Source organism: uncultured Winogradskyella sp., from assembly GCF_947495255.1.
In the GTDB taxonomy this organism is placed as follows: Bacteria; Bacteroidota; Bacteroidia; order Flavobacteriales; family Flavobacteriaceae; genus Winogradskyella.
Map to the genome: position 1 here is coordinate 144652 of NZ_CANLYI010000005.1, position 22885 is coordinate 167536.

The following is a 22885-nucleotide window of genomic DNA, read 5'->3' on the forward strand; positions in this document are numbered from 1 at the left end:
TAAATTTGATGCAAAAATATGGATTTAGAAGTTAACGGATAATAAGTTTTGGCTAAGTCGCAAAATAAATAAATTAGAAACTAAACGATTTTACTGCTAACAGAGTATTGTCTATCGAAGATTTAAATATTAATTTATACTATCGCCTCGCAACATCCTAAATTTGCGCCTTGCTTCAATGAAGTAAATACTGTCTTGATGTTCAAAGATTATTTTTTCGTAAAGTTTTTTAGCCTCTTCTGGTTTTTCTAAATATGAATTGTAAAGTTCGGCTAAATAGTAATAAGCGTCGTCTGTTAAAATACCATCGCGATAATTTTTTATTATCTCTTGGTAATTGGTTTCAGCTTTAATGTAATCTTTCTTTTTTTCGTAGAGTTTTGCTTGTTTGTATAGCGTTTGGCCAATGATGTTTTCGCCTTGGTGTTCTTCTAATATTTTATCTAAAAGAGAAATAGCATCATTTGTTTTATTCTGAAAAGCATACAAATCTGCTTTAGCATATAATTTTAATGATGTTTGTAAGCTATCTTCAAATTTGTTGTCGGTAATTAATAGTTTTAAGTCTAACGCATCATTAGCAATTAATTGCGATGTTGATGATTTTAAGATTTTTAATTGCGATTCTGCCCAATCAAAATCACCTTTGTAATAACTCGTTTTTGCGACTTTGAATCTTGCTTCTTGCGCAATCGTACTATTCTTCATTTCAGCTTGAATTTGAGAATAAAAAATCAAAGCTTCATTAAATTTTTCTTGAAGCACTAAAATATCAGCCAATAGTAGTTTTATCTTGGCTTTTCTGTAGTAACGAATGTTAAGTTTTAAACTTTCTTTTAAAAATTCAGTAGCTGTTTCTGTATCTTTTTTGTCAAAGGCTAAGAATTTTCCGTAAGCAAGTTGTAACGGAATAGTTAGTTGTGATTTTCCGAATTCAGTAAATAGATTTTGGTACGTTTCATCTATTTGTTCTAATGTTTTTTTATCTGCGTTTTTAGAATCAATTTCTAAAATATATTGATGAGCAGTTAATGCTATTGTTTGATCTTGTGTTGATTCTAAAACATAGTTTAAAATAGATTTTGCTGTGTCGTCATCATTGTCTTTACGTGCCATATTAGCAAGGTCAATAATGCGTTCTAAACTTTCTGGGTTACGTTTGTAAAGTGCCTTTTCTTGTATAAAGGATTTGTTATAGGCTTTTTCTTGTACGTACAACCAGCTCAACATTTCGTACCAATAAGGTTGTGGTTCTTGTTGTATTTTTTTTAGTAATAATCGTCTGAGGTAAATATTATTTTCATTGTCCTTATTCTCAGATATGAAATCAGCGATAGCACGTTTAATATTACTAAGGTAATTGGGTTTATAGTTGATGAATTCTATATAATTCTCGAACATTTTCTCAATATCTCCTAAATCGCCATAAATACGCGCTAATTGCGTGTTGTAGTTTCTTTCTGGTGTTAGAATTTTACCTTTTTCGTATAAACGAATGGCTTGGTCTAACAGTGAATAATCTTCAAACCGTTTAGCAATTGTGTATATGTAATATGGCTTTTCGTCTGCAAAATTTATGGCTTCTTCATAGAGTTTATTTGCTGTTTCTAAACTGTCAATTAATTGATAGTTATAACCTAAAGTAACCACCATGTCTGGCTCTCTTCTTTTTGCTAATTGGTCAAGAATTACTTTTTCGGCCTCTTTATATTGTTCTAATTGTTGATGAATATCAACTAATTTAGTACTGTATTTATAGCTAGTTGGCTTTTCTTTTAAAAGGTTCTCATAAATAATGAGTGCTTTTTTAAACTCCCCTTTTTTGTAATAACTTTCTGCCTGGGCTTCGCTATTCTGTGCAAAACCAGAATACCAGCCTAATATAAAAAGTAAAACTAAAATTTGTTTTTGCATGTATGTTATGTGTAAAGAAGTTTTCAAATATAACAAATGCACAACCTAGTTATTGTAAAAGTTTTTATAAAAAAAAATGCCTAAACTTTACGTTTAGGCATTTTACCAGCAAAATAAATGTGCTATTAACCATTATTTTTGTAAATATGATTCAATTATTCTGTCTAGGTTCTGTTTTATATTTTTAAATGAACAGTTAAAACAGAACTTTGCATGCCATCGCAATCAATGACACGAGTAATACAATTCGTTTTAAATTTTTCATAAATAGGTTTTTCTGATTTGGAGTAACTAATTTCTAAAAAAAAATCATTTTAAACGAAGAAATACATAATAAATCGTTGAATTGCATTAAATTTTAACAATTGAGTACTTTTCTGAAATAGTTAATTTTAAGGAATCATATCAAAACCGGTATATGGAATTAGAGCTTCAGGTATTTTTATACCGTCTTCTGTTTGGTAGTTTTCTAAAATACCAGCTAAAATTCTTGGCAATGCTAATGAGCTTCCATTTAGGGTGTGGCACAATTCATTTTTACCATCGCCATTTTTAAAACGTAATTTTAAACGATTGGCCTGAAAAGTTTCAAAATTAGATACTGAAGATACTTCTAGCCAACGGTCTTGAGCTGTAGAGAATACTTCAAAATCATAAGTTAATGCAGACGTGAAGCCTAAATCTCCACCGCATAACCTTAAGATTCTGTAAGGTAATTTTAAGTCTTGTAAAATACCTTTTACATGATTTACCATGCTGTCTAATGCTTTATAAGAATTATCAGGATGTTCTACTCTAAGTATTTCAACTTTATCAAATTGATGTAAACGGTTAAGTCCTCTAACGTGTGCACCATAACTTCCAGCTTCTCGTCTAAAACAAGGCGTGTAACCAGTAATGCTTATAGGTAAGTCACTTTCATTTAAAAGTGTATCTCTAAAGATATTGGTAGCAGGTACTTCTGCTGTTGGTATTAAATATAAATTATCTAAAGTAACATGGTACATTTGACCTTCTTTGTCTGGTAATTGACCAGTTCCAAAACCTGAAGCTTCATTTACTAAATGTGGTACTTGGTATTCAGTATAACCAGCCTCTGTGTTTTTATCTAAGAAATAGGCGATAAGTGCACGTTGTAATCTTGCACCTTTACCTATGTAAACAGGGAAACCAGCACCTGTGATTTTATTTCCTAATTCAAAATCAATGATGTTGTACTTTTTTGCTAATTCCCAATGTGGTAATGCAGTATCGTGTAGTTTTGGGATGTCACCTTCTCTAAAAGTTTCTTCGTTATCTTCATCTGTATTGCCTGCTGGTACAATAGGATTAGGTACATTAGGAATTTTATATAATAACTCAGCAAGCGCTTCTACTTTGTTATTGAGCTCTTGCTCAAAGTTTTTAGTAACTTCCTTTAATTGTGTGGTTTTTTCTTTTAAAAGATTTGCTTTTTGTACTTCACCAGATTTAAAAAGATTACCAATTTCTTTGGATAAAGCGTTAGATTCTGCTTTAGTATTGTCTAATGAAGTTTGTAAAGCTTTACGCTCTTCATCAAAAGCAATGGCATTGTTAATCATTTCTGTAGCATCGATATTACGTTTTGCTAAACGTGCAATGATGTCTTCCTTATTCTCTCTAATAAAAGCAACTTGTAACATATCTTTTAATTTAGTTTTACCAATTTAGCTCAGTAAAAGCAAGACACAAAAGTAAAAATAAAATAAGCAGATAAAAATTAAATTATGGCTATTTTGATAAGCGAATTATAACGAATTATTGAATGTGTTTTTTTTGAGAGAATCTAAACAAAAACAGACTTAGTCTTTCTTTGAAGGTAATAGCCAATTATGATGTTTAAAATGATACCATTCTTCATTAGCAATATCAACTTTAGGGTCTATAAGTTGTTTTACAGGCTTACCGTTGATACTTACAAAAGTTCTAACAAAGACTTTTATAGGTATTCCTTTATTTGCGAAATCTTCTTTAAGGTATTGCGCAAACTGCCAAATAATATCTGGTTTTGTTTTAGCACCACGTTGTTGCTTTTTTGTTAAATAGTCGTCTAATTTAATAGGAATAGCAACATTTGTGTCTGCATTGATAACAGAGTAGGTAGTTCTGCCGCTTTTTGCTCTTAACATCATTCGCCAAGATAGACGATGACCTTCTTCTGTCCATAACACATCATCTTTAAACAAGTTATGTCTTATGGGTAATGCAATCTGAATTAAAAAATAAACGGAAAATAATGAAAGTAATAAGTTTTTATGTTTTGGAATGCTGATATCGTCCGCTTCATATAAAGGCTTGTTTTTTAAGAATAAATTCCGAATTGTTTTAGGCTCAAAAAAGAATAAACTAAATGCTAAAGACATGTATGGGAAGATGCCTATTTGAAACACAAATGAATTAAACAAATGAAAGAAAATAGAAGAGAAGAAGGCATATTTACGAGTTGGTTTAAAAAGTAATAATGGAATAATTAAACCATCGAACAAAATACCACCATAAGCTAAGATATAATGAACCGGTTTTTGCTGTAGAAGTTCGCCGACGATAGGGTAGCTGATTTTACTTTTCATGAGTATTTCAATTACTGAAGTGTCTAACCAATCTGGATATAATTTAGCAATTGAAGCGTAAGTATAGAGTATAAATAATTGAAGAACAAAAAACCATTTACACCAACTAGGCATAGAAATACTTTTGAGTGAAGGGTTTTGTTTTACATCTACTGATGCATAACGATTTGCAGGCATTATTACCATTATAAAACTCAATAAAACAAGAAGGTAATAGTGATTGTTGTAAGATGATTTTTGCATGAGGTAAGTAGCTGTCCACATTAATGCAAACATCAACATACTAAATCGGTATTTGTACCCTAACATAATAAAGAGCCCAAATATGCCCATAACGATGTAATAAACGTACATCCAACTGCCTGGTAATGGTTGCAACCATTCAAATCCAATAAAAGAAAATGTAAATTCTGGGTCTATTAAAGTGCGTTTTACCCAACCGGTAAAAATGGCACCAACGGATTCTAAAAAACACAATAAACCAAAGATAATTCTAAAGACTATGAGTCCGGAATTGTCAATATGTTTAAATAGTAATTTATTCATTTATGGTTTTAATATAATCTAAAGCATTATTCATATCCTTTTTAAGTTGAATTTTTAAGGCTTCAAGATTTTGAAATTTTTCTTCGCTTCTTAGGCGTTTCAAAAATTCAATTTTCAATTCAGAATTATAGATGTCTTTATTAAAGTTTAAAAAATGAACTTCAATAGAACGTGTTTTGCCATCAACAGTAGGATTGGAGCCAATATTCATCATTCCGAAAACAGTTTTACCTTCAAAATTAGATTTTACAACATATACACCATCACTAGGAATGAGTTTATATGTTGCTGTAATATTTATATTTGCTGTTGGGAAATCAATGGTTCTACCCAAGCCTTTTCCTTTAACAACTGTTCCGGTTATAAAGAAATTATAGCCTAAATAAGAATTTGCTAATGCAACTTGCCCTTCGTTTAATGCCGTTCTGATTTTTGTAGAACTTACAGTCACATGTGCTATATCTTGTGCTGAAATTTCTTCGACATTAAAATCATACAGTTTAGCAAATGCTTTTAAATCTGTAATATTTGCGCTTCGGTTTTTGCCAAAATGATGATCGTATCCTATGACTATTTCTTTGGTGTTTAATTCGTCTACCAAAATTTGTTTTACATAATCTTTAGCAGAAAGGTTAGCGAAATCTTTAGTGAACTTTTTAACGATGACTTCTTTGATGCCAAAAGTTTTTAATAACTCTATACGCTCTTCAATGGTGTTTAGCAACTTGATAGAATCGTCTTTTTGAAGTACCATCCTTGGATGAGGAAACAAAGTTAGTACCACAGGAATATAGCCTTTGGCTTCTGCAAGTTGCACCACTTGTTTTAATATTTTTTGATGTCCGATATGGATACCATCAAAGGTGCCTATGGTTGTTACTTTTGCTGATTTTGAATTCAAATTGGTATAGTATTACTGTATTTTAAATGTAAAAACGCTTTAAAAACGAAGCTACCTTTTATTTTCCATTAAACTGATTCATTGTATTGTTAACACCTGCTAGTGCAAAAGATTTAACAAGTTCTGCCGAAATTTTTAAACGTTCTTTGAGTTTAGAATTTTCATCGTCATCCCACTCTCCTAAAACATAGTCTACTTGTCTGCCTTTGCTGAATTCATCACTTATGCCAAATCTAAATCGGTTGTATTTAACGGTTTGTAATTTATCTTGTGTGTCTTTTAAACCATTATGTCCTCCATCACTTCCTTTAGTTTTTAGACGTAGCGACCCAAAAGGAAGGTTTAAATCATCAGTTACAACAAGTAAATTTTCTAATGGAATTTTTTCTTTTTCTAACCAGTATTTAATTGCCTTTCCGCTAAGGTTCATAAATGTACTTGGCTTTAAGAGAATAAGTGTACGTCCTTTTATTCTCAATGTAGCAACGTCACCTAGTTTTACTGTTTCGAAAATAACATCATTAGATTCTGCTAAATAATCGAGAATTTTAAAACCAATGTTATGTCTGGTGTTTTCATATTTATCACCTATATTTCCTAAGCCAACAATTAAGAATTTTTTCATTTTGTCTTCTTCTGTTAGTTTCGTTTTATTACTAAAGCCTAACCACTTTTTTAAAAACTTACACATTGTGTATTTAAGATTTGTGTAAAAATAAAAAAAGCATCCTATAAATAGGATGCTTTTTAAATATTTGAAATAGGATATATCTATTCTGCTGCATCTGCTGCTGGTGCTTCTGCACCTTCAGCTGCTCCTTCTTCTCCTTCTTCTTCGTCGTCATCAGCATCTACAACTGCTAATCTACTACGTCTTACTTGACAAACTACAGTGTTGTCTGGGTGTAAAAATGAATAATCTTCATTCTTTAATTCAGTAATATAAAGTTTACTACCAATTTTTAAAGGAGTAATATCTACCTCTATAAAATCTGGTAATTTAGAAGGGATTGCTTTCACTTTAAGTTTACGGTAAGGCATTCTTAAGTTACCACCATTCATAACACCTTTAGAAGATCCTACAGTGTGTACTGGGATTTCCATAGAAATCGCTTTATTATCAAAAATCTGATAGAAATCGATATGTGTGATTTTATCTGTAACAGGATGAAATTGAATATCTTGCATAATTGCATTATATTTTTCTCCGTTATCTAAAGTAATTACAACTGTATGTGCGTCAGGTGTATATACAAGTTTTGAGAATGCCAGTTCTGGTGCTGAGAAATGTAATGGCTTGTCTCCTCCGTATATAACGCAAGGAACCTGACCAGCATTACGTAAGGCCTTAGTTGCCTTTTTGCCTACGCTTTCTCTTTGAGATCCGTTGATTGTAATTGATTTCATTTTTTTAAATGTTTATTATTAAATATATAATTCCCTCATTTTGAGGGCTTGTCCTCTTTAGCAGATTTTGCTTTAGAGGGCTGCAAATTTAGACATATTATATGAAAATACTAGTGTTATAGGACTATTTTTTAGTAGGCCCTGTTTTCTTGGAGAGTTCTGACGCTTTTTTAGATTTTAAATTACTTAAAAATGCACAACAAAATTCTATAAGAATTTTGTTGTGCATTTGATTATTAGTTTGTTAACGGTAATTTTGTAGCTTACATTATAAATTTATTACTAATAGATTCATTATGGTGAACATGATGCATTACTTCTGCAAATAAATTAGCACAACTTAAAACTCTTAGTTTTTTACTTTCACCTTTTAAAGGTATAGAGTCTGTTACAATTAATTCTTCTAGTTTAGAGTTCTCTAATTTTTCGTAAGCACTACCAGATAAAATAGGATGTGTACAAATGGCTCTGACACTTAATGCGCCACGCTCCATCATTAAATCTGCCGCCTTAGTAAGTGTGCCAGCAGTATCTACCATGTCATCTACTAATACGACATTCTTACCGGTAACATCACCAATTAATTCCATATGAGAAATAACATTGGCTTTAGCACGTTGTTTGTAACAAATTACAACATCACTTTTTAATGCTTTAGAATATGCATAGGCGCGTTTAGATCCTCCCATATCTGGGGAAGCTATAGTTAAGTTGTCTAAATTTAGACTTTTTAAATATGGTAAAAATATTGTTGAAGCGAATAAGTGATCAACTGGTTTTTCGAAAAATCCTTGAATTTGATCAGCGTGTAAATCCATTGTAATAATTCGAGTTGCTCCTGCTGCTTCTAACATTTTGGCAACTAATTTTGCCGCAATAGGCACTCTAGGTTTATCTTTTCTATCTTGTCTTGCCCAACCAAAATAAGGCATAACAGCAGTGATATGTCTTGCAGATGCACGCTTAGCAGCATCAATCATTAACAGCATTTCCATTAAGTTTTCTGGACCAGGATTTGTAGATCCAATAATAAAAATACGGGTACCTCTAATAGATTCCTCATAAGAAGGTTGAAATTCACCATCACTATAAGTAGATGTAATTACGTTACCTAATTTTACTCCATATGCTGCAGCTATTTGTTCTGCGAGGTATCTACTTTGTGTACAAGTAAATATTTTGGCTTCTTTAGTTTCGTACATCATTTGTTATCAGTTGTTTAGTTGAGGGTTTTGTGTGTTGCTAATTTCGTTCAAATTTAGAAAATTATTTTACTACAAAAAGTATAAATCATACTAATTTTAATTGCTGAGCAGAATTAATTTTCTATTTTTGCATTCCGAAAATGCATTAACATCTTTTAATTATCGTTCAAAGATAAGATTGGGATTAATAATTACCAATTTTAATTGCTCAAGTGGCGGAATTGGTAGACGCGCTGGATTCAAAATCCAGTGACTTCGGTCGTGTGGGTTCGATTCCCACCTTGAGTACCAGAGGCTTTAACAGAAATGTTAGAGCCTTTTTTTTATTGATTACTCAACAATTCTGTTGTCCCAATAATTCTAAAATATTTATTTAACAATTTGCAGCGCTCGCAAGGCGTATTTATTGGTTAATTTGTTTTATTTTTAAGCCTCTTAAATAAACTAAACAACATTTAAAATGACTAAAAAAACATACTTAATCCTTATTGCGGCTGTGTCTGCATTAGGAGGATTGCTTTTTGGATATGACACCGGAGTAATTAATGGTGCACAATTCTTTTTAAGTAAATATTTTGAACTCGATGCAGCTACTAAAGGTTGGGTTGTTGGTAGTGCACTTTTAGGTTGTTTTGTTGGTGCTATTGTTGCGGGACCACTTAGTATCAAAATTGGACGTAAATGGTCTCTCATTATATCAGCAATATTATTTTCGTTATCTGCTTGGGGATCTGGCTTGCCATCAATTTTTCCAGAAACAGTTAGTGTTCTTGTTATATTCAGGATTATTGGAGGTTTAGGTATTGGTATTGCTTCTATGAATGCACCAATGTACATTGCTGAAATTGCACCTAGTAATATTAGAGGACGTATGGTAACCTATTATCAGTTAGCTATCGTTGTAGGTTTCTTTGTGGTTTTCTTAGCAACTTATTTTATAGGTAACGGTTTAACTGAAGCCGAAAATATTGCTTTTGGTTGGAAACGTATGTTTTGGTCAGAGTTAATTCCTAGTGGTTTATTCTTATTTCTAATGTTTTTTATTCCTAAAAGTCCGAGATGGCTTGCTCTAAAAGGTGAGGAAGGGAAAGCTTTAGAGATTTTAAACAAAATTCATAGCAAAGAGAATGCACTAATAGAAATTGAGGAAATTAAAAGCTCTTTAGATGCGGAAGGTAGTAGTAAAGTAAAAGTTAATTATTTTTCTAAAGCAATATTAGCAATTATTGTAATCGGTACAGGGCTTTCTGTATTGCAACAATTTACAGGTATTAATGCTGTACTTTATTATGGTGCAGATATTTTTGAAAAAGCTTTAGGTTTTGGTAAAGATGACGTTTTAAAGCAGCAGATTTTATTAGCCTTTGTGAACCTTGTATTTACGTTTATAGCAATGTATACAGTTGATAAATTTGGAAGAAAACCATTGTTATATATTGGGTCTATTGGTATGATTGTTGGCTTTTTATTATTAGCACTTTCATTACAATTAGATGCTGTAGGTGTAATTTCATTAATAGGTGTTTTGGTATTTATTGCATCTTTTGCACTTTCAATGGGACCAGTGGTTTGGGTCTTATTATCAGAAATGTTTCCAAATAAAATAAGAAGTGTTGCTATGTCAGTAGCTGTTGCCGCACAATGGGCAGCAAACTATGTGGTGTCTCAATCGTTTCCTGTGGTTATGGAAAGTGAAATGAACAACAACGCAACATGGAGTGGGTCTCTTCCTTATTATATTTTTATTGCCTTTATTTTACTAATCGTTGTCATTACTTATAAATTTATTCCTGAGACTAAAGGGAAATCATTAGAGGAAATTGAGTCTTTTTGGAAATAAAATAAATGCATATTAAGTTTTTGTTATTGGTTTTTGAATAGACATAGACGTGAAGTTTTTGCTGTCAGTTTATTTTTGTTTGTACTATTAACTGTATTGTATACAGAATTAACTTAAATATTGCGTTAAGATTCAAAAATTATTATATTTTTGGTTGACCAAACTGGTTAACCAATTATAAATTTCCGTTTCATGAAACGAATTTTAATATCACTTATTTGTGTAGGGATTTCTTTAGGATGCTCTAATCGCGATAATGAAGATGATATTGTTTTTGAAAACATAGAAAACCCTAATGACGATAATTTAGAAGTTTATGCTAATATAGATTTCTCTAATTGGAAAGTGACCTTGCCAGTTGATGAAAATAATAATGGTAGTCCTGATGAGTATCAACCATCAGAATTGATAAATGGTGCTTATAGAGCAAATACTTCTATTCAGCCTTATATGTATGATGATGTTGCAGATTCGTCAATAGAATTTTATACATTTCCAGATGTTTCAACTACAAATAGTTCTTATTCTAGAACAGAATTAAGAGAGTTAATAAATCCTGCTATTGCTAGAGAAAATTGGTCACTGGAAGAAGGAGGAACAATGACAGGACGATTAAAAATTGTCGATATCTCGGAAGATAATGTAAGTAGCAACAGACAATATCACAATACCATTGTGATGCAAATTCATGGTATTATTTCTTTAGAAGATATGGCAACTCACGGGTTTTCATCCAATAATGGACCACCTCTAATAAAAATACGTTGGATTGATGGTTACATTTATTCTTACAAAAAATCACTTGTAGATGAAACTACAATTGGAGACGATTTATTAGAAACCTCAAGTGCCACTTGGGTTGATGCCTCAACAAATATGGGTTATGTTGGTTTTGATGAATTTGAATTTAGAATTACAGCATCAACCGGAAGATTAGAATTACAATTAAACAGCGAAACACCTTTAGTTTACGAAGATGTAAGTATGAATAAATGGCCATTTGAAAATTATTTTAAAGCCGGAAATTATTTAGGCTCAACAGCAGAAGGCGCTTATTCTAAAGTAAAATATTATGAGCTTGAGGTCGTTCATTAAATAATTAAAAGAATAAATAAATGAAGAAATATCTATTAGTTTTCGGTTTGTTATTATCGATTTTATCATGTGGAGAAAAAACTAATTCTAACACAAGTTCAAATCAATTAGTTTCTAACATCGACGAATTAGAAGAGGCAATTAAAAATGCTCAGCCTGGTGATGATATTGTATTAAAAAACGGTGTCTATAAAGACTTTGAAATTAAATTTAGAGGTAAAGGAACTGAAGATAAGCCTATAACTTTAAAGGCAGAAACGGCTGGTGAAGTTAGTATTGAAGGACAATCGTATTTAAAATTTGGAGGCGAATATCTCATTGCAGAAGGTTTGCATTTTAAAAATGGATATTCACCATCTAGTGCAGTTGTAGATTTTAAAATAAGTCATAAAGATACCTTAGATGAGATAGCTAGTCATTGTAAATTAACCAATTCTGTTATCGAAGACTTTAACAAACCAAAACGTGATAAAAGCGATTTATGGGTTCAATTTTGGGGAAGACACAACGAGTTAAGTAACTGTTATATTGCAGGTAAAACAAATAGAGGTCCAACGGTAAGAGTAAGTATTGAAGGTGTTGAGAGTATTAATAATTACCACCAAATTGTAAATAACCATTTTGGTCCAAGACCTGTGAAAGGTGGCCCAAGTGGAGAAACCATTCAATTAGGAAATAGCTACACATCTATGTCTCCAAGTCATACAATGGTGGCAAACAATTTGTTTGAAGAATGTAATGGTGAAGTCGAAGTTATTTCAAGCAAAACAAATTTTAATGAGTTTAGAAACAATGTGTTTTATAAAAGTGAAGGTTCGCTTGTAACACGTCACGGAAATTATTCTATTATAGATGGTAATTATTTTATTGGAGATGGCATTAACAAAAACGTTGGTGGAATCAGAATAATAAATACAGGACATTGGGTTACCAATAATTATTTCTATAATCTAATAGGAACAAGTTTTAGAAGTCCTTTGGCTGTAATGAATGGAATTCCGAAATCACCATTAAACCGTTACAACCAAGTAACAGATGTTGTTGTTGCGTACAATACTTATGTTAATTGTAGCTCACCTTGGCAATTTGGAGTAGGTACAAACATTACACAAGCAGATGTATTACCAAAATCTGAAATCCGTTCTGCAAGAGCAATAAGAACTACGGTAGCGAATAATGTTATTTACAATGAAAAAGGTTTAGAGCAAATTGTTGTAGAAAACGATAAAGCAGATGGTGTATTGTTTAAAAACAATGTTGTAGATAATAAAGGTTTAAAATTCCAGGATTTTGACGGCGGAATTATTTCGGCATCTTTAGAGTTGAAAAAGGTGTCTTATAATATATTTCTTCCAACAGGTATACCTAATGATGTGAAACCTTATTATGGGTTTGATTTTAATACTATTGAAAATGATTTATTTGGAAAAGCTAGAAAAGATAATAACAGTATTGGAGCGACTTTAGGTGTTGATGTTTCAAATCCAAATATCTTAGATAAATCTAAATATGGAACGTCTTGGTATTCTAACGTAGTTGCGTCGAAAGAACCAACCATTCATGTTGTTAGTAAAACAGAAGAACTACAAACAAAAATAAACGAGGCCGTTAATGGAGATATTATAGCCATAGCAAAAGGCGCTTATAATATAGGAAAACCTTTAGTGGTTAATAAAACTATTACAATTCAGTCACAAAGCGAAGAAAAAGCACACTTGGTTTATTCAGGCGCAGCAAATACACCACTATTTTCTTTAGAATCAAAAGGGAAGTTAACGATTAAAAATGTAGTTTTAAAAGGAAACAACAATACAAACTATGCTTTTGCTAGTTTAGATAAAAATATGTCTAACCATTTTGGGTTAATGGTTTCTAATGTTAAAATTAGTGATTTCAATTACGTGCTTAAAGTTTATAAAGAATCATTTTCAGAACGAATTACTTTTGAAAATACGTCAATTTCAAACTGTGATAATGGTATAGAGTTATCGGAAGAAACTAATGATAAAGGCGATTACAATACTGAATATTTAACTATTAATAATTGTAATTTTAATAATGTAAAAGCAAACGTGGTTGATTATTATAGAGGTGGTTATGATGAGTCTACAATTGGTGGAAACCTTTTAATTACAAATAGTGCGTTTACTAATTGTGGCGCAAATGAAAAAAATAGAAGGCTACTAAACCATAATGGAATTGTAAATGTGAATATTAATAACAATATATTTAAAGATAATAAGGTGCAATTTGTTTCTATACTTTGGGGAGCAAAAAACAATGTAGAATCTGAAAACAACATAACAAATTCTGGCCAAATTAAAACAGAAGAAAACTTAGTGATGAAGTTGATGTATTAATTGCATTCTCATAAAAAAAATCAATTTAACATGAAAAAATCGATATTATCAATATTTACTCTTTTAGCAATTGTAGCCTGTAAAGACAATACAGAGACTACTTCTAAAGAAACTTCTGAAACAGAAAAGACTATTATTTATCCAAGTGATGTAATACCTTTTATGGACGAGTGGAAAATACTTTTGGGTGATGGTACCTATAGTGATTCATTAGTAAATTACGCGAAAGATGATTTTTTCTATGTCGAAAATGATAATGATACCAATTGGGTCGTTTATAAAACACCAAACTCAGGAGTCACTTCTCGTACATCAAGTAATACTAGAACCGAATTGGGTCAGAAAAATCATTGGATTCCTGAAGTGGGAGGAAAACTAACAGGTAGATTAAAGGTAAAACATGTATCTACGTCTGGTGATGCAAGAGTAGCGGCTTCGTATTCTGTTGTTGTTGGACAAATTCATAGTGATGAAGGTCATGAGAATGAACCAATAAAGATATTTTACAAAAAATTTCCTGGCCATACTAAAGGTTCTGTGTTTTGGAACTATGAAATTAATACAGATGGCGACGATAACTCTAGCCGATGGGATTTTTCTACAGCGGTTTGGGGAAATGATATGTCAGTTGTAGGTGATAGTCCAAATACTTATCCAGAAGAACCAAAGGATGGTATTGCTTTAGGTGAAGAATTTAGTTACGAAATAAATGTATATAAAGGCATTATGTACCTTACTTTTAGAAGTGAAGGTCATGAAACTGTAAAATTCACAAAAAACTTATTGAAATCAGACTTTGCAAGAAAAGAAGATATTCCTCAACAAATATGGTCATTATATGCTGCAATCGGACGCGATGGTGTTGAGCGCGATAGTGCTTATGCTGGCGAAATAAACTATTTTAAACAAGGTGCATATAACCAAACTAATGGTAAAAATCCAGAAGACAATATAGTGTGGTACACTGGTTCGGAAACATACAATGGAGACATTGCAAAACAATATGCAAACGGTTGTTATTCTGAGGTGTGGTTTAAAGAAGCTACTGTAGGAGAAGGAACAAATCCTAACTAAAAACCTTAATACATTGAAAAAAGTTATATATGTCATGGGAGTTTCAGGTTGCGGAAAAAGCACTATCGGAACTTTACTTGCTCAAGATTTAGGCATTCCTTTTTTTGATGGAGATGATTTTCATCCTGAAAGTAACATCACAAAAATGTCTAGTGGTCAAGCCTTAAATGATGATGACAGACAAGGTTGGTTAGAGACTTTAAATGACTTGGCAAAGAAGCAGCTAGAAAATAATAGTTGTGTTATTGTATGTTCTGCTTTAAAGCAAAAATATCGAGATATATTAAGTGATACTATAGAAGACGATACAGAGTGGGTGCATTTAGTGGGTTCTTTCAATCAAATATTAGAAAGAGTAAATAGTAGAGCTGACCATTTTATGCCTTCAGAATTATTAAAGTCGCAATTTGATACTTTAGAAAATCCTGAGTGCGCTATTAAAATAGATATCAGTTTATCACCACAAGAGATTATTAAAAAGATAAAACAAGAACTAATGAATACCTCAGAATTTGGATTATTTGGTTTAGGCGTAATGGGAAAAAGCCTATGTAGAAATTTGGCGAATAACGGTTTTAAAATTTCAATGTTTAATAGGCATGTGGATGGTGTAGAAGAAGATGTTGCTATAAATTTTAAAGCTCAATACCCTGAGTTATCTCGAGCGGAAGCGTTTGATGATATTTCGGCATTTGTAAATTCTTTGCAACAACCAAGACGCATTATGTTAATGGTGAATGCAGGTAAAACAATAGATTACGTTATTGAAGATTTGCTGCCTCATCTATCTGAAAATGATATCATAATAGACGGTGGAAATTCAAATTATAAGAAAACTAAAGAACGTTACGATTATTTAAAGACTAAAGGGATTCATTTTATTGGAACAGGAGTTTCTGGAGGAGAAGAAGGGGCTCTAAAAGGGCCATCTATTATGCCAAGCGGAGATATCGATGCTTATAATAAGGTAGCTCCTTTTTTAGAAACTATTTCTGCAAAAGACAAAAATGGTTTGCCTTGTTGTACATATGTTGGTCCAGAAGGAAGTGGGCAATTTATAAAAATGGTACATAATGGAGTAGAATATGTAGAAATGCAATTGTTAGCTGAGGTGTCTACTATTTTAGAAACTTTAGGTCAAAATCCTGATGAGGTATCTCAAACTTTACAATCTTGGAAGGACATAGCAGATAGTTATTTGTTAGAAATAACGACTGCTATTTTTAAGAAGAAAGAAGGAGACGATTGGTTAGTAAATAAAGTTTTAGATAAAGCGGGTAATAAGGGTACAGGAAACTGGACGGCCATTTCATCTGCAGAACTTGGAGTGCCTAGTACATTAATTGCTTCCGCTTTATTTTCAAGATATATTTCGTTTTATAAAGAAGAGCGAATCCAATTAAATGAAAAATTTCAAACTAAAACGACTTCAGAATTAAATATTACAACCAATGACGTTTTAGAAGCTTATCAATTTGCAAGAATTATCAATCATTATCAAGGCTTTAAATTAATTGCGGAAGCTTCAAATAAATTCGAATGGGATTTAAATCTTAGTGAAATTGCTCGAATTTGGACAAATGGTTGCATTATAAGATCAACCTTAATGGAAGAATTGGTAGAAGTATTTAAACATACAACTAATATATTAACTAACCCTAAATTAATTGATTTAGTTAATACCTATAAACCAGCTGCAAAAAAGGTAGTTTCTCAAAGTATTCTTAATGATGTTGCAACACCAGCTTTGAGTGAAGCAATTCAATTTTTAAACGGAATAACAACGGCATATGCTTCGGCAAATGTAATCCAAGCACAACGTGATTATTTTGGAGCACATACGTATCTCAGATTAGATGATGCTTCAGGAAAGAGTCATCACACTGACTGGAACTAATACCAAAAACTAACTAACCAAAAACGAACTCATATTATGGATGCAACAACACCTAACAAATCATTTTTTAAAAAAATAATTGCCATAATATTAGGGTTTGGACCTGGTATTTTTGCGATTGGTTACACCATAGGTACAGGTAGTGTTACTTCAATGATTGTCGCAGGAAGTAAGTTTAACATGCAATTATTATGGGTATTACTTTTAAGTTGTTTGTTTTCTGGAGTATTAATGTTTGCTTATGGTAATTATGGATTAATTACAGGTGAAACAGCGCTCTTTGGTTTTAAAAAACATTTAAAATTTGGTAAAGCTTTAGCTATATTAATTATCGTTGGTATTACTTTTGGACAGTGGAATTCTTTGATGGGAATTTTAGGTATTTCTTCTAATATTATTTATGAAATTTTGGCCATAAACTTTGAAGGTCTAGCCAGTCATAAGTATGAGACTGTTTTAATTACAGCCATTATAATTATTGTTGTTTTTTACTTATTAATGCTAGTCGGTAAGTATACGTTTTTCGAAAAAATATTGGTCATTTTTGTAACATTAATGGGTTTGTCTTTTGTATTGTCATTATGTTTTGTGCAACCGCTGCCAATAGATGTTGTTAAAGGATTGATACCATCTATTCCGGATGTGCCAGGAGGAAAAATGTTGGTTGCTGCATTTGTTGGTACCACAATGGCTTCCGCTACTTTTTTGTCTAGACCATTGTTTGTAAAAGGAAAAGGGTGGACAATTAAAAACTTAGACCAACAGAAACGGGATTCTATAACAGCCGCAATTTTAATATTTATTATTAGTGCTGTGATTATGGCAGTAGCTGCAGGTGCCTTGTATTATGAAGGTAAAGAAGTTACTCAGGTATTAGATATGGCAAATACATTAGAGCCAGTTGCTGGGAAATGGGCTGTAACGATATTCTTTTTTGGCGCTTTAAGCGCAGGTTTATCGTCTATTTTTCCTTGTTTATTAATTGCGCCATTATTGATTGCAGATTACCAATCTGGCGAATTAGATACCAATTCTAAGCAATTTAGAATTATTACTGCAATTGCTTGTTTAGTGGCTTTAATTGGTCCTGCTTTTGGAGCCAACCCAATTGAGATTCAAATTCTTTCTCAAGTCTTTAATGTTTTCGTTTTACCTATTGTAATTCTTGGTATTATATTAATGGTTAATAATAAGAAGATTATGAAAGGCTATAAAACAAGTCTTTTTGTGAATATTGGATTGTATGCATCGCTTCTTTTTGCATGTATTATTTCTTACAATGGAATTATTGCATTGACTGAATATTTCTAAAGACATTTTGCTGTTTGTGGGTAAAATAATACAGTTTTGAGTTAAAAGTGCATATATCTTTTGGTTAAATTCAAAATTCACGTATATTGGTAAACCAATCTGGTAAACCAGTTTTTATATGAAAAACCAATCAAAATTTTTACTTGTTTCAATCTGCTTTTTACTAGTGGTTTTTTCATGTAAAAAAGAAAAAGACAATAGCGATTTATTAGTAAAAGACGTTTCTGAATTTAACGACGCAGTGAAAAATGCTAATCCAGGTGATATCATCACTATGGCAAATGGTGTTTGGAATGATGCAGAATTAGTTTTTGAAGGAAAAGGAACCGAAGAAAACCCAATTACACTTACTGTTGAAGAGAAAGGAAAAGTAACTCTAGAAGGGAATTCTAACTTACAATTAGCAGGAGAACATTTAATAGTTAATGGTTTAGTTTTTAAAAATGGTTACACACCAACAAACGCTGTTATTTCTTTTAGAAAAAACAGAGAGGAAATGGCTAACTATACACGTTTAACTGAATGTGTAATTGATAATTATAACAACCCAGAACGTCAAGTACAAGATTATTGGGTAACTATCTACGGAAAAAATAATAGAATAGATCATAATCATATTGCTGGTAAAAAGAACCTAGGCGTAACTATGATTGTTGGTTTAGATACTAAAGAAAGTAGAGAAAATAACCACCAAATCGATCACAACTATTTTGGTCCTCGCCCGACCTATGGAAATAATGGAGGTGAAACCTTAAGAATTGGTACTAGTCATCATGCTCTAGAAAACTCGAAGACTTTTGTGGAATCTAATTATTTCGATAGAACAAATGGCGAACACGAAATTATTTCTAACAAAGCGTGTCAAAACACATTTAAATACAATACCTTTTTTGAGTGTACAGGAACATTAACTATGCGTCATGGAAATGAAACGTTGGTAGATGGTAACGTATTTATAGGAAATAACAAACCAAGTACAGGTGGTGTCCGTGTAATTAACGAAACACAAACTGTTATTAATAATTATCATATTGGTTTAACAGGTTACCGTTTTAGAGGCGCTTTTGTAATGATGAATGGTGTGCCAAATTCACCACCAAATCGTTATGTACCTGTAATTAATTCTAAAGTGAATAACAATACGTTTATTGATTGTGATCATATTCTTTTTGGAGCTGGGAATGATTCAGAAAGAAGTCAAGCACCTAGATCGTCAGAGTTTTCAAGTAACGTTATTTATAATGCCCAAAAGAAAGATATCTTCAGTATTGATGCTGATATAAGTGGTATTACATTTAAAGATAATATTCTAGGTGAAAATGGAGAAACTACAATAAAAGAAGGTTTTGTAAAAACAGATATCACTTTAGTAAAAAATGAACAAGGCTTTTTAATTCCAACTTCAGATAAAATTAAAAACAAGATTGTAATCAGCCCAAAAATTGCAACTAAAGAAAATACGGGTACTACTTGGTATTCTAAAGCAGATAAAACTGTAGCTCTTAATTCCGGTAAAACACTTAAAGTTACTCCTGGAATTAATACCTTATACGAAATTGTAAAAACTTCGGAAGCTGGAGATATTATTGAATTGGAAGAAGCTGGAACGTATTTGATAACTAAAGCTGTTCAAGTTAATCATCCATTAACTTTTAAAACTTCAGGAGTAAAAAAAGCAACTATCTTCTTTGAGCGTATGATGGCTTTCGAAATACAAGATGGTGGAAGTTTATCTTTAGAGAATGTGGCTTTCGACGGAACAAAATCTCCAGATTACGCTGGTAACTCTGTCATCAGTACAAGTAAGAATTCAATGTTAGATAACTATAAACTGTTTATAGATAATTGTGAGTTTAAAGATATGGTAGTTAATCATTCGTTTGATGTACTTAGAGTTTCAAAAGGAACATTTGCAGATACTATTAGTATTCAAAATTCAACATTTAAAAACATTTCAGGACATATTACTGCATTAGATAAAGAAACCGATGATATTGGAGCTTATAATGTAGAATATATGATTATGAAAAATAATACGGTTACCGATATGCAAGGTGCTGCATTGAGGTTGTATAGAGGAGGAAAAGATGAAAGTACATTTGGGCCATTTTTAGAGGTAGAGCATAATGTATTTAACAATGTTGGCTTTGGTAAAAAGAACAAGTATAAAGCTGCAATGTCTTTATATGGTGTTCAGGTAAATGATATTGAAAATAACAACTTTTTTAATACAGCAGGATTGAATATGCATTTGGTAGTTGGTGAACCAATTGTAAATGTGTTAAATAACAACTATTACAAATCTGGTAAAATTGAAGTTACCGGAGATCAAAAATATAATATTGAAAACCTATATAATATAGAACCAACTTTTAAAGAAGGGACTTCTGAATTGTCTGATGCTTCTGAATTAAAAGGTAAAGGAACTGATAATAAAAATATAGGAATAATTTCTAAACACTAAATATGACAAATACTAAAAATTTCATATTAAAATTTGCTTTAGTCGCAATTGTATTCACTGTGTTTTCTTGTAAAAAAGAAGACACAGCTGTTGCAGATAATAGCGAATCTGCAATTACTCAAGAACACCCAAAACTGATATTAACAGCTCAAGGTGTAAAAGATATTAGAGCGCAATTGGGTAATATTCCAATTTTTGATAAGTCTTTGCAAGCCGTAAAAGAAGAAATTGACGCTGAGATTGAATTAGGAATAGAAGTGCCAATCCCAAAAGATTATTCTGGTGGATACACACACGTAAGACATAAACGTAATTGGTTTGTGTTGCAAAAAGCTGGTCTTTTATATCAAATTTTAGATGACGAAAAATATGCGAAGTATGTAAAAGACATGTTGATGGAATATGAGGCACTGTATAAAACGTTGCCATTACACCCAAAAACGAGATCTTATGCTAGAGGGAAATTATTCTGGCAATGTTTAAACGATTCTAACTGGTTGGTTTATGTAAGTCAGGCTTACGATTGTATCTACGATTATTTAACGGAAGAGGAACGCAACAAGCTAGAAACAAATTTATTTAAACCTTTTGCAAATCATATTTCAATAGACAGTCCTCAGTTTTACCAAAGAGTACACAACCATAGTACTTGGGGAAATGCAGCTGTTGGGATGATTGGTTTAGTAATGAATGATGAAGAGTTAATTGATCGTGCATTATATGGAATTAAAGATTTAAAATTAGATACAAATGAAAAAGATGATGATGGTGGTTATTTAAATAAAGACGGAAAAGCTGGTTTTTTAGCGAATATAGAAGAACCTTTTTCTCCGGATGGTTACTATAATGAAGGACCATATTACCAACGTTATGCGATGTATCCTTTTCTAATTTTTGCAGAAGGCTTACAAAATGTAAAGCCAGAATTAAAAATATTTGAATATAAAGAAGGTGTGCTTTTAAAATCTATAAATGCATTACTAAATTTATCTGATGCAGATGGTGATTTCTTCCCGCTAAACGATGGTCAAAAAGGAATGTCTTACTACAATAGCGCCTTAGTAACTGCTGTAGATATTTCATACCACTATGGAGGTCAGGATGCTGGTTTATTAAGTATTGCAAAAGAACAAGATCAAGTTTTGTTAGATGATTCTGGTTTAGCTGTTGCACTTGGTATTAAAAATGGAAGTGAAGAGCCTTTCCGAAAAGAATCTATTAATTTATCTGACGGACCAGAAGGAAAACAAGGTGGTGTTGGTATTTTGCGAAATGAAGGTATGGAGCTTGTTTTTAAATATGCTTCACAAGGATCTAGCCATGGACATTACGATAAACTATCGTATTCATTATATGAAAATGGCGAAGAGATTTTACAAGATTATGGTTTAGCACGTTTTGTAAATATTGAACAAAAAGGAGGTGGTAATTACCTAAAGGAAAATAAAACTTGGGCAAAACAGACCATTGCACATAATACGGTAACACAAAATGAAACCTCTCATTATAATGGTAAATATGAAATAGGAAGTCAAAATCACCCAGACTTGCATTATTTCTCTACAGATAATGATAATGTTCAAGTGATTAGTGCAAAAGTTAATAACACATACATTGGTACAGATATGCTTCGTACTATGGCTGTAATAAAAGATGAAGATTTCGAAAAACCATATATACTAGATGTAATGAAGGTTAGTTCTATTTCTGCTAATCAGTATGATTTTCCATTTTACTATTTTGGACAAGTATTAGAAACTAATTTCGACTATTCAACACCACAAACTTTAAAGCCATTAGGAACTAAAAATGGTTACCAACATTTGTTTGTTGAAGGTTCTGCAAAAGCTAATAATGATAACTCTAAATTCTCTTGGTTAAACAATAACAAGTTTTATACGTTGACAACCGTAACTAGTGATAAAGATGAATTGTTGTTTACCAGAATTGGCGCTAATGATCCTGATTTTAACTTAAGAAGAGATCCTTCTTTACTTTTAAGAAGAAAAGACTCAAAAAACACAACTTTTGTTTCTGTAATTGAAGCGCACGGTAGTTATAGTCCTGTTTCAGAATCTGCACTAAATTCTAATAGCAATATTAAGGAGTTAAAAGTTATTTTAGACACTAAAGATTATACGGCAATTGTAATAACAACAATAAGCGGTAAGGAAAAATTATTCATAACTTCAAATGCAAATGCTTCTTTAGAAGCTACACATAACTTAAAAATTAACGATAAAGACTACCAGTTTAAGGGTTCTTATTATTTTAAATAAA

At 31.7% G+C, this 22885-nt stretch carries 15 protein-coding genes and 1 tRNA gene; 9 read left to right on the forward strand and 7 right to left on the reverse strand.

Features of this window, described 5'->3' with window-relative positions; all coding sequences use genetic code 11:
- Positions 1-129: 129 nt before the first annotated feature.
- From Q0807_RS09240 to Q0807_RS09270, 7 genes are all read right to left on the reverse strand, one after another.
- Positions 130-1914, reverse strand: coding sequence for a tetratricopeptide repeat protein (locus tag Q0807_RS09240; protein WP_299108916.1), 1785 nt, complete (start codon positions 1912-1914; stop codon positions 130-132).
- A 392-nt stretch (positions 1915-2306) separates the two neighbouring features.
- On the reverse strand, positions 2307-3578 hold the full coding sequence (gene serS, locus Q0807_RS09245; protein ID WP_299108918.1) for a serine--tRNA ligase: 1272 nt from the start codon (positions 3576-3578) through the stop codon (positions 2307-2309).
- A 159-nt stretch (positions 3579-3737) separates the two neighbouring features.
- Complete coding sequence (locus Q0807_RS09250) at positions 3738-5051, reverse strand: HTTM domain-containing protein (RefSeq protein WP_299108920.1); 1314 nt, start codon at positions 5049-5051, stop codon at positions 3738-3740.
- Positions 5044-5952 carry a bifunctional riboflavin kinase/FAD synthetase gene (locus tag Q0807_RS09255; RefSeq protein ID WP_299108922.1) on the reverse strand — a complete coding sequence of 303 codons (909 nt, stop codon included), beginning with the start codon at positions 5950-5952 and terminating at the stop codon, positions 5044-5046. The genes Q0807_RS09250 and Q0807_RS09255 overlap by 8 nt, the downstream gene beginning before the upstream one ends.
- Before the next feature lie 58 nt (positions 5953-6010).
- A complete protein-coding gene (gene pth / locus Q0807_RS09260) occupies positions 6011-6643 on the reverse strand; it encodes an aminoacyl-tRNA hydrolase (protein ID WP_299108924.1) in 633 nt (210 codons plus the stop codon).
- Between the two features lie 80 nt (positions 6644-6723).
- On the reverse strand, positions 6724-7359 hold the full coding sequence (locus Q0807_RS09265; RefSeq protein ID WP_299108926.1) for a 50S ribosomal protein L25/general stress protein Ctc: 636 nt from the start codon (positions 7357-7359) through the stop codon (positions 6724-6726).
- Between the two features lie 263 nt (positions 7360-7622).
- Entirely contained in the window at positions 7623-8564 is a 942-nt protein-coding gene (locus Q0807_RS09270; protein ID WP_299108928.1) for a ribose-phosphate pyrophosphokinase, read from the reverse strand.
- A gap of 206 nt (positions 8565-8770) precedes the next feature.
- Here Q0807_RS09270 and Q0807_RS09275 point away from each other — a divergent pair.
- From Q0807_RS09275 to Q0807_RS09315, 9 genes are all read left to right on the forward strand, one after another.
- A tRNA-Leu gene (locus tag Q0807_RS09275) sits at positions 8771-8855 on the forward strand.
- A 169-nt stretch (positions 8856-9024) separates the two neighbouring features.
- Complete coding sequence (locus Q0807_RS09280) at positions 9025-10404, forward strand: sugar porter family MFS transporter (protein WP_299108930.1); 1380 nt, start codon at positions 9025-9027, stop codon at positions 10402-10404.
- Positions 10405-10596: 192 nt separating this feature from the next.
- Entirely contained in the window at positions 10597-11499 is a 903-nt protein-coding gene (locus Q0807_RS09285) for a polysaccharide lyase family 7 protein (RefSeq protein ID WP_299108932.1), read from the forward strand.
- A 20-nt stretch (positions 11500-11519) separates the two neighbouring features.
- On the forward strand, positions 11520-13859 hold the full coding sequence (locus Q0807_RS09290; RefSeq protein WP_299108934.1) for a chondroitinase-B domain-containing protein: 2340 nt from the start codon (positions 11520-11522) through the stop codon (positions 13857-13859).
- Between the two features lie 30 nt (positions 13860-13889).
- The gene (locus tag Q0807_RS09295; protein WP_299108937.1) at positions 13890-14933 is read left to right on the forward strand and encodes a polysaccharide lyase family 7 protein; all 1044 of its coding nucleotides are present in this window, start codon (positions 13890-13892) and stop codon (positions 14931-14933) included.
- Positions 14934-14946: 13 nt separating this feature from the next.
- Positions 14947-16830: an NADP-dependent phosphogluconate dehydrogenase gene (gndA, locus tag Q0807_RS09300; RefSeq protein WP_299108939.1), complete on the forward strand. Its 1884-nt coding sequence runs from the start codon at positions 14947-14949 to the stop codon at positions 16828-16830.
- Positions 16831-16866: 36 nt separating this feature from the next.
- Complete coding sequence (locus Q0807_RS09305; RefSeq protein ID WP_299108941.1) at positions 16867-18141, forward strand: Nramp family divalent metal transporter; 1275 nt, start codon at positions 16867-16869, stop codon at positions 18139-18141.
- A gap of 118 nt (positions 18142-18259) precedes the next feature.
- Positions 18260-20605, forward strand: a complete 2346-nt coding sequence (locus Q0807_RS09310; protein WP_299108943.1) for a chondroitinase-B domain-containing protein — start codon at positions 18260-18262, stop codon at positions 20603-20605.
- A 2-nt stretch (positions 20606-20607) separates the two neighbouring features.
- Positions 20608-22884, forward strand: coding sequence for an alginate lyase family protein (locus Q0807_RS09315; RefSeq protein ID WP_299108946.1), 2277 nt, complete (start codon positions 20608-20610; stop codon positions 22882-22884).
- Position 22885 lies beyond the last annotated feature (1 nt).

What these genes read in the sequence shown, in the direction of transcription:
- Q0807_RS09310 (WP_299108943.1), top strand. Translation starts at nt 18,260, where the DNA reads ATGAAAAACCAATCAAAATTTTTACTTGTTTCAATCTGCTTTTTACTA.
- Q0807_RS09265 (WP_299108926.1), bottom strand. Translation starts at nt 7,359, where the DNA reads ATGAAATCAATTACAATCAACGGATCTCAAAGAGAAAGCGTAGGCAAA.
- Q0807_RS09305 (WP_299108941.1), top strand. Translation starts at nt 16,867, where the DNA reads ATGGATGCAACAACACCTAACAAATCATTTTTTAAAAAAATAATTGCC.
- Q0807_RS09290 (WP_299108934.1), top strand. Translation starts at nt 11,520, where the DNA reads ATGAAGAAATATCTATTAGTTTTCGGTTTGTTATTATCGATTTTATCA.
- Q0807_RS09295 (WP_299108937.1), top strand. Translation starts at nt 13,890, where the DNA reads ATGAAAAAATCGATATTATCAATATTTACTCTTTTAGCAATTGTAGCC.
- Q0807_RS09250 (WP_299108920.1), bottom strand. Translation starts at nt 5,051, where the DNA reads ATGAATAAATTACTATTTAAACATATTGACAATTCCGGACTCATAGTC.
- Q0807_RS09285 (WP_299108932.1), top strand. Translation starts at nt 10,597, where the DNA reads ATGAAACGAATTTTAATATCACTTATTTGTGTAGGGATTTCTTTAGGA.
- Q0807_RS09315 (WP_299108946.1), top strand. Translation starts at nt 20,608, where the DNA reads ATGACAAATACTAAAAATTTCATATTAAAATTTGCTTTAGTCGCAATT.
- Q0807_RS09270 (WP_299108928.1), bottom strand. Translation starts at nt 8,564, where the DNA reads ATGATGTACGAAACTAAAGAAGCCAAAATATTTACTTGTACACAAAGT.
- Q0807_RS09240 (WP_299108916.1), bottom strand. Translation starts at nt 1,914, where the DNA reads ATGCAAAAACAAATTTTAGTTTTACTTTTTATATTAGGCTGGTATTCT.
- pth (WP_299108924.1), bottom strand. Translation starts at nt 6,643, where the DNA reads ATGTGTAAGTTTTTAAAAAAGTGGTTAGGCTTTAGTAATAAAACGAAA.
- Q0807_RS09280 (WP_299108930.1), top strand. Translation starts at nt 9,025, where the DNA reads ATGACTAAAAAAACATACTTAATCCTTATTGCGGCTGTGTCTGCATTA.
- serS (WP_299108918.1), bottom strand. Translation starts at nt 3,578, where the DNA reads ATGTTACAAGTTGCTTTTATTAGAGAGAATAAGGAAGACATCATTGCA.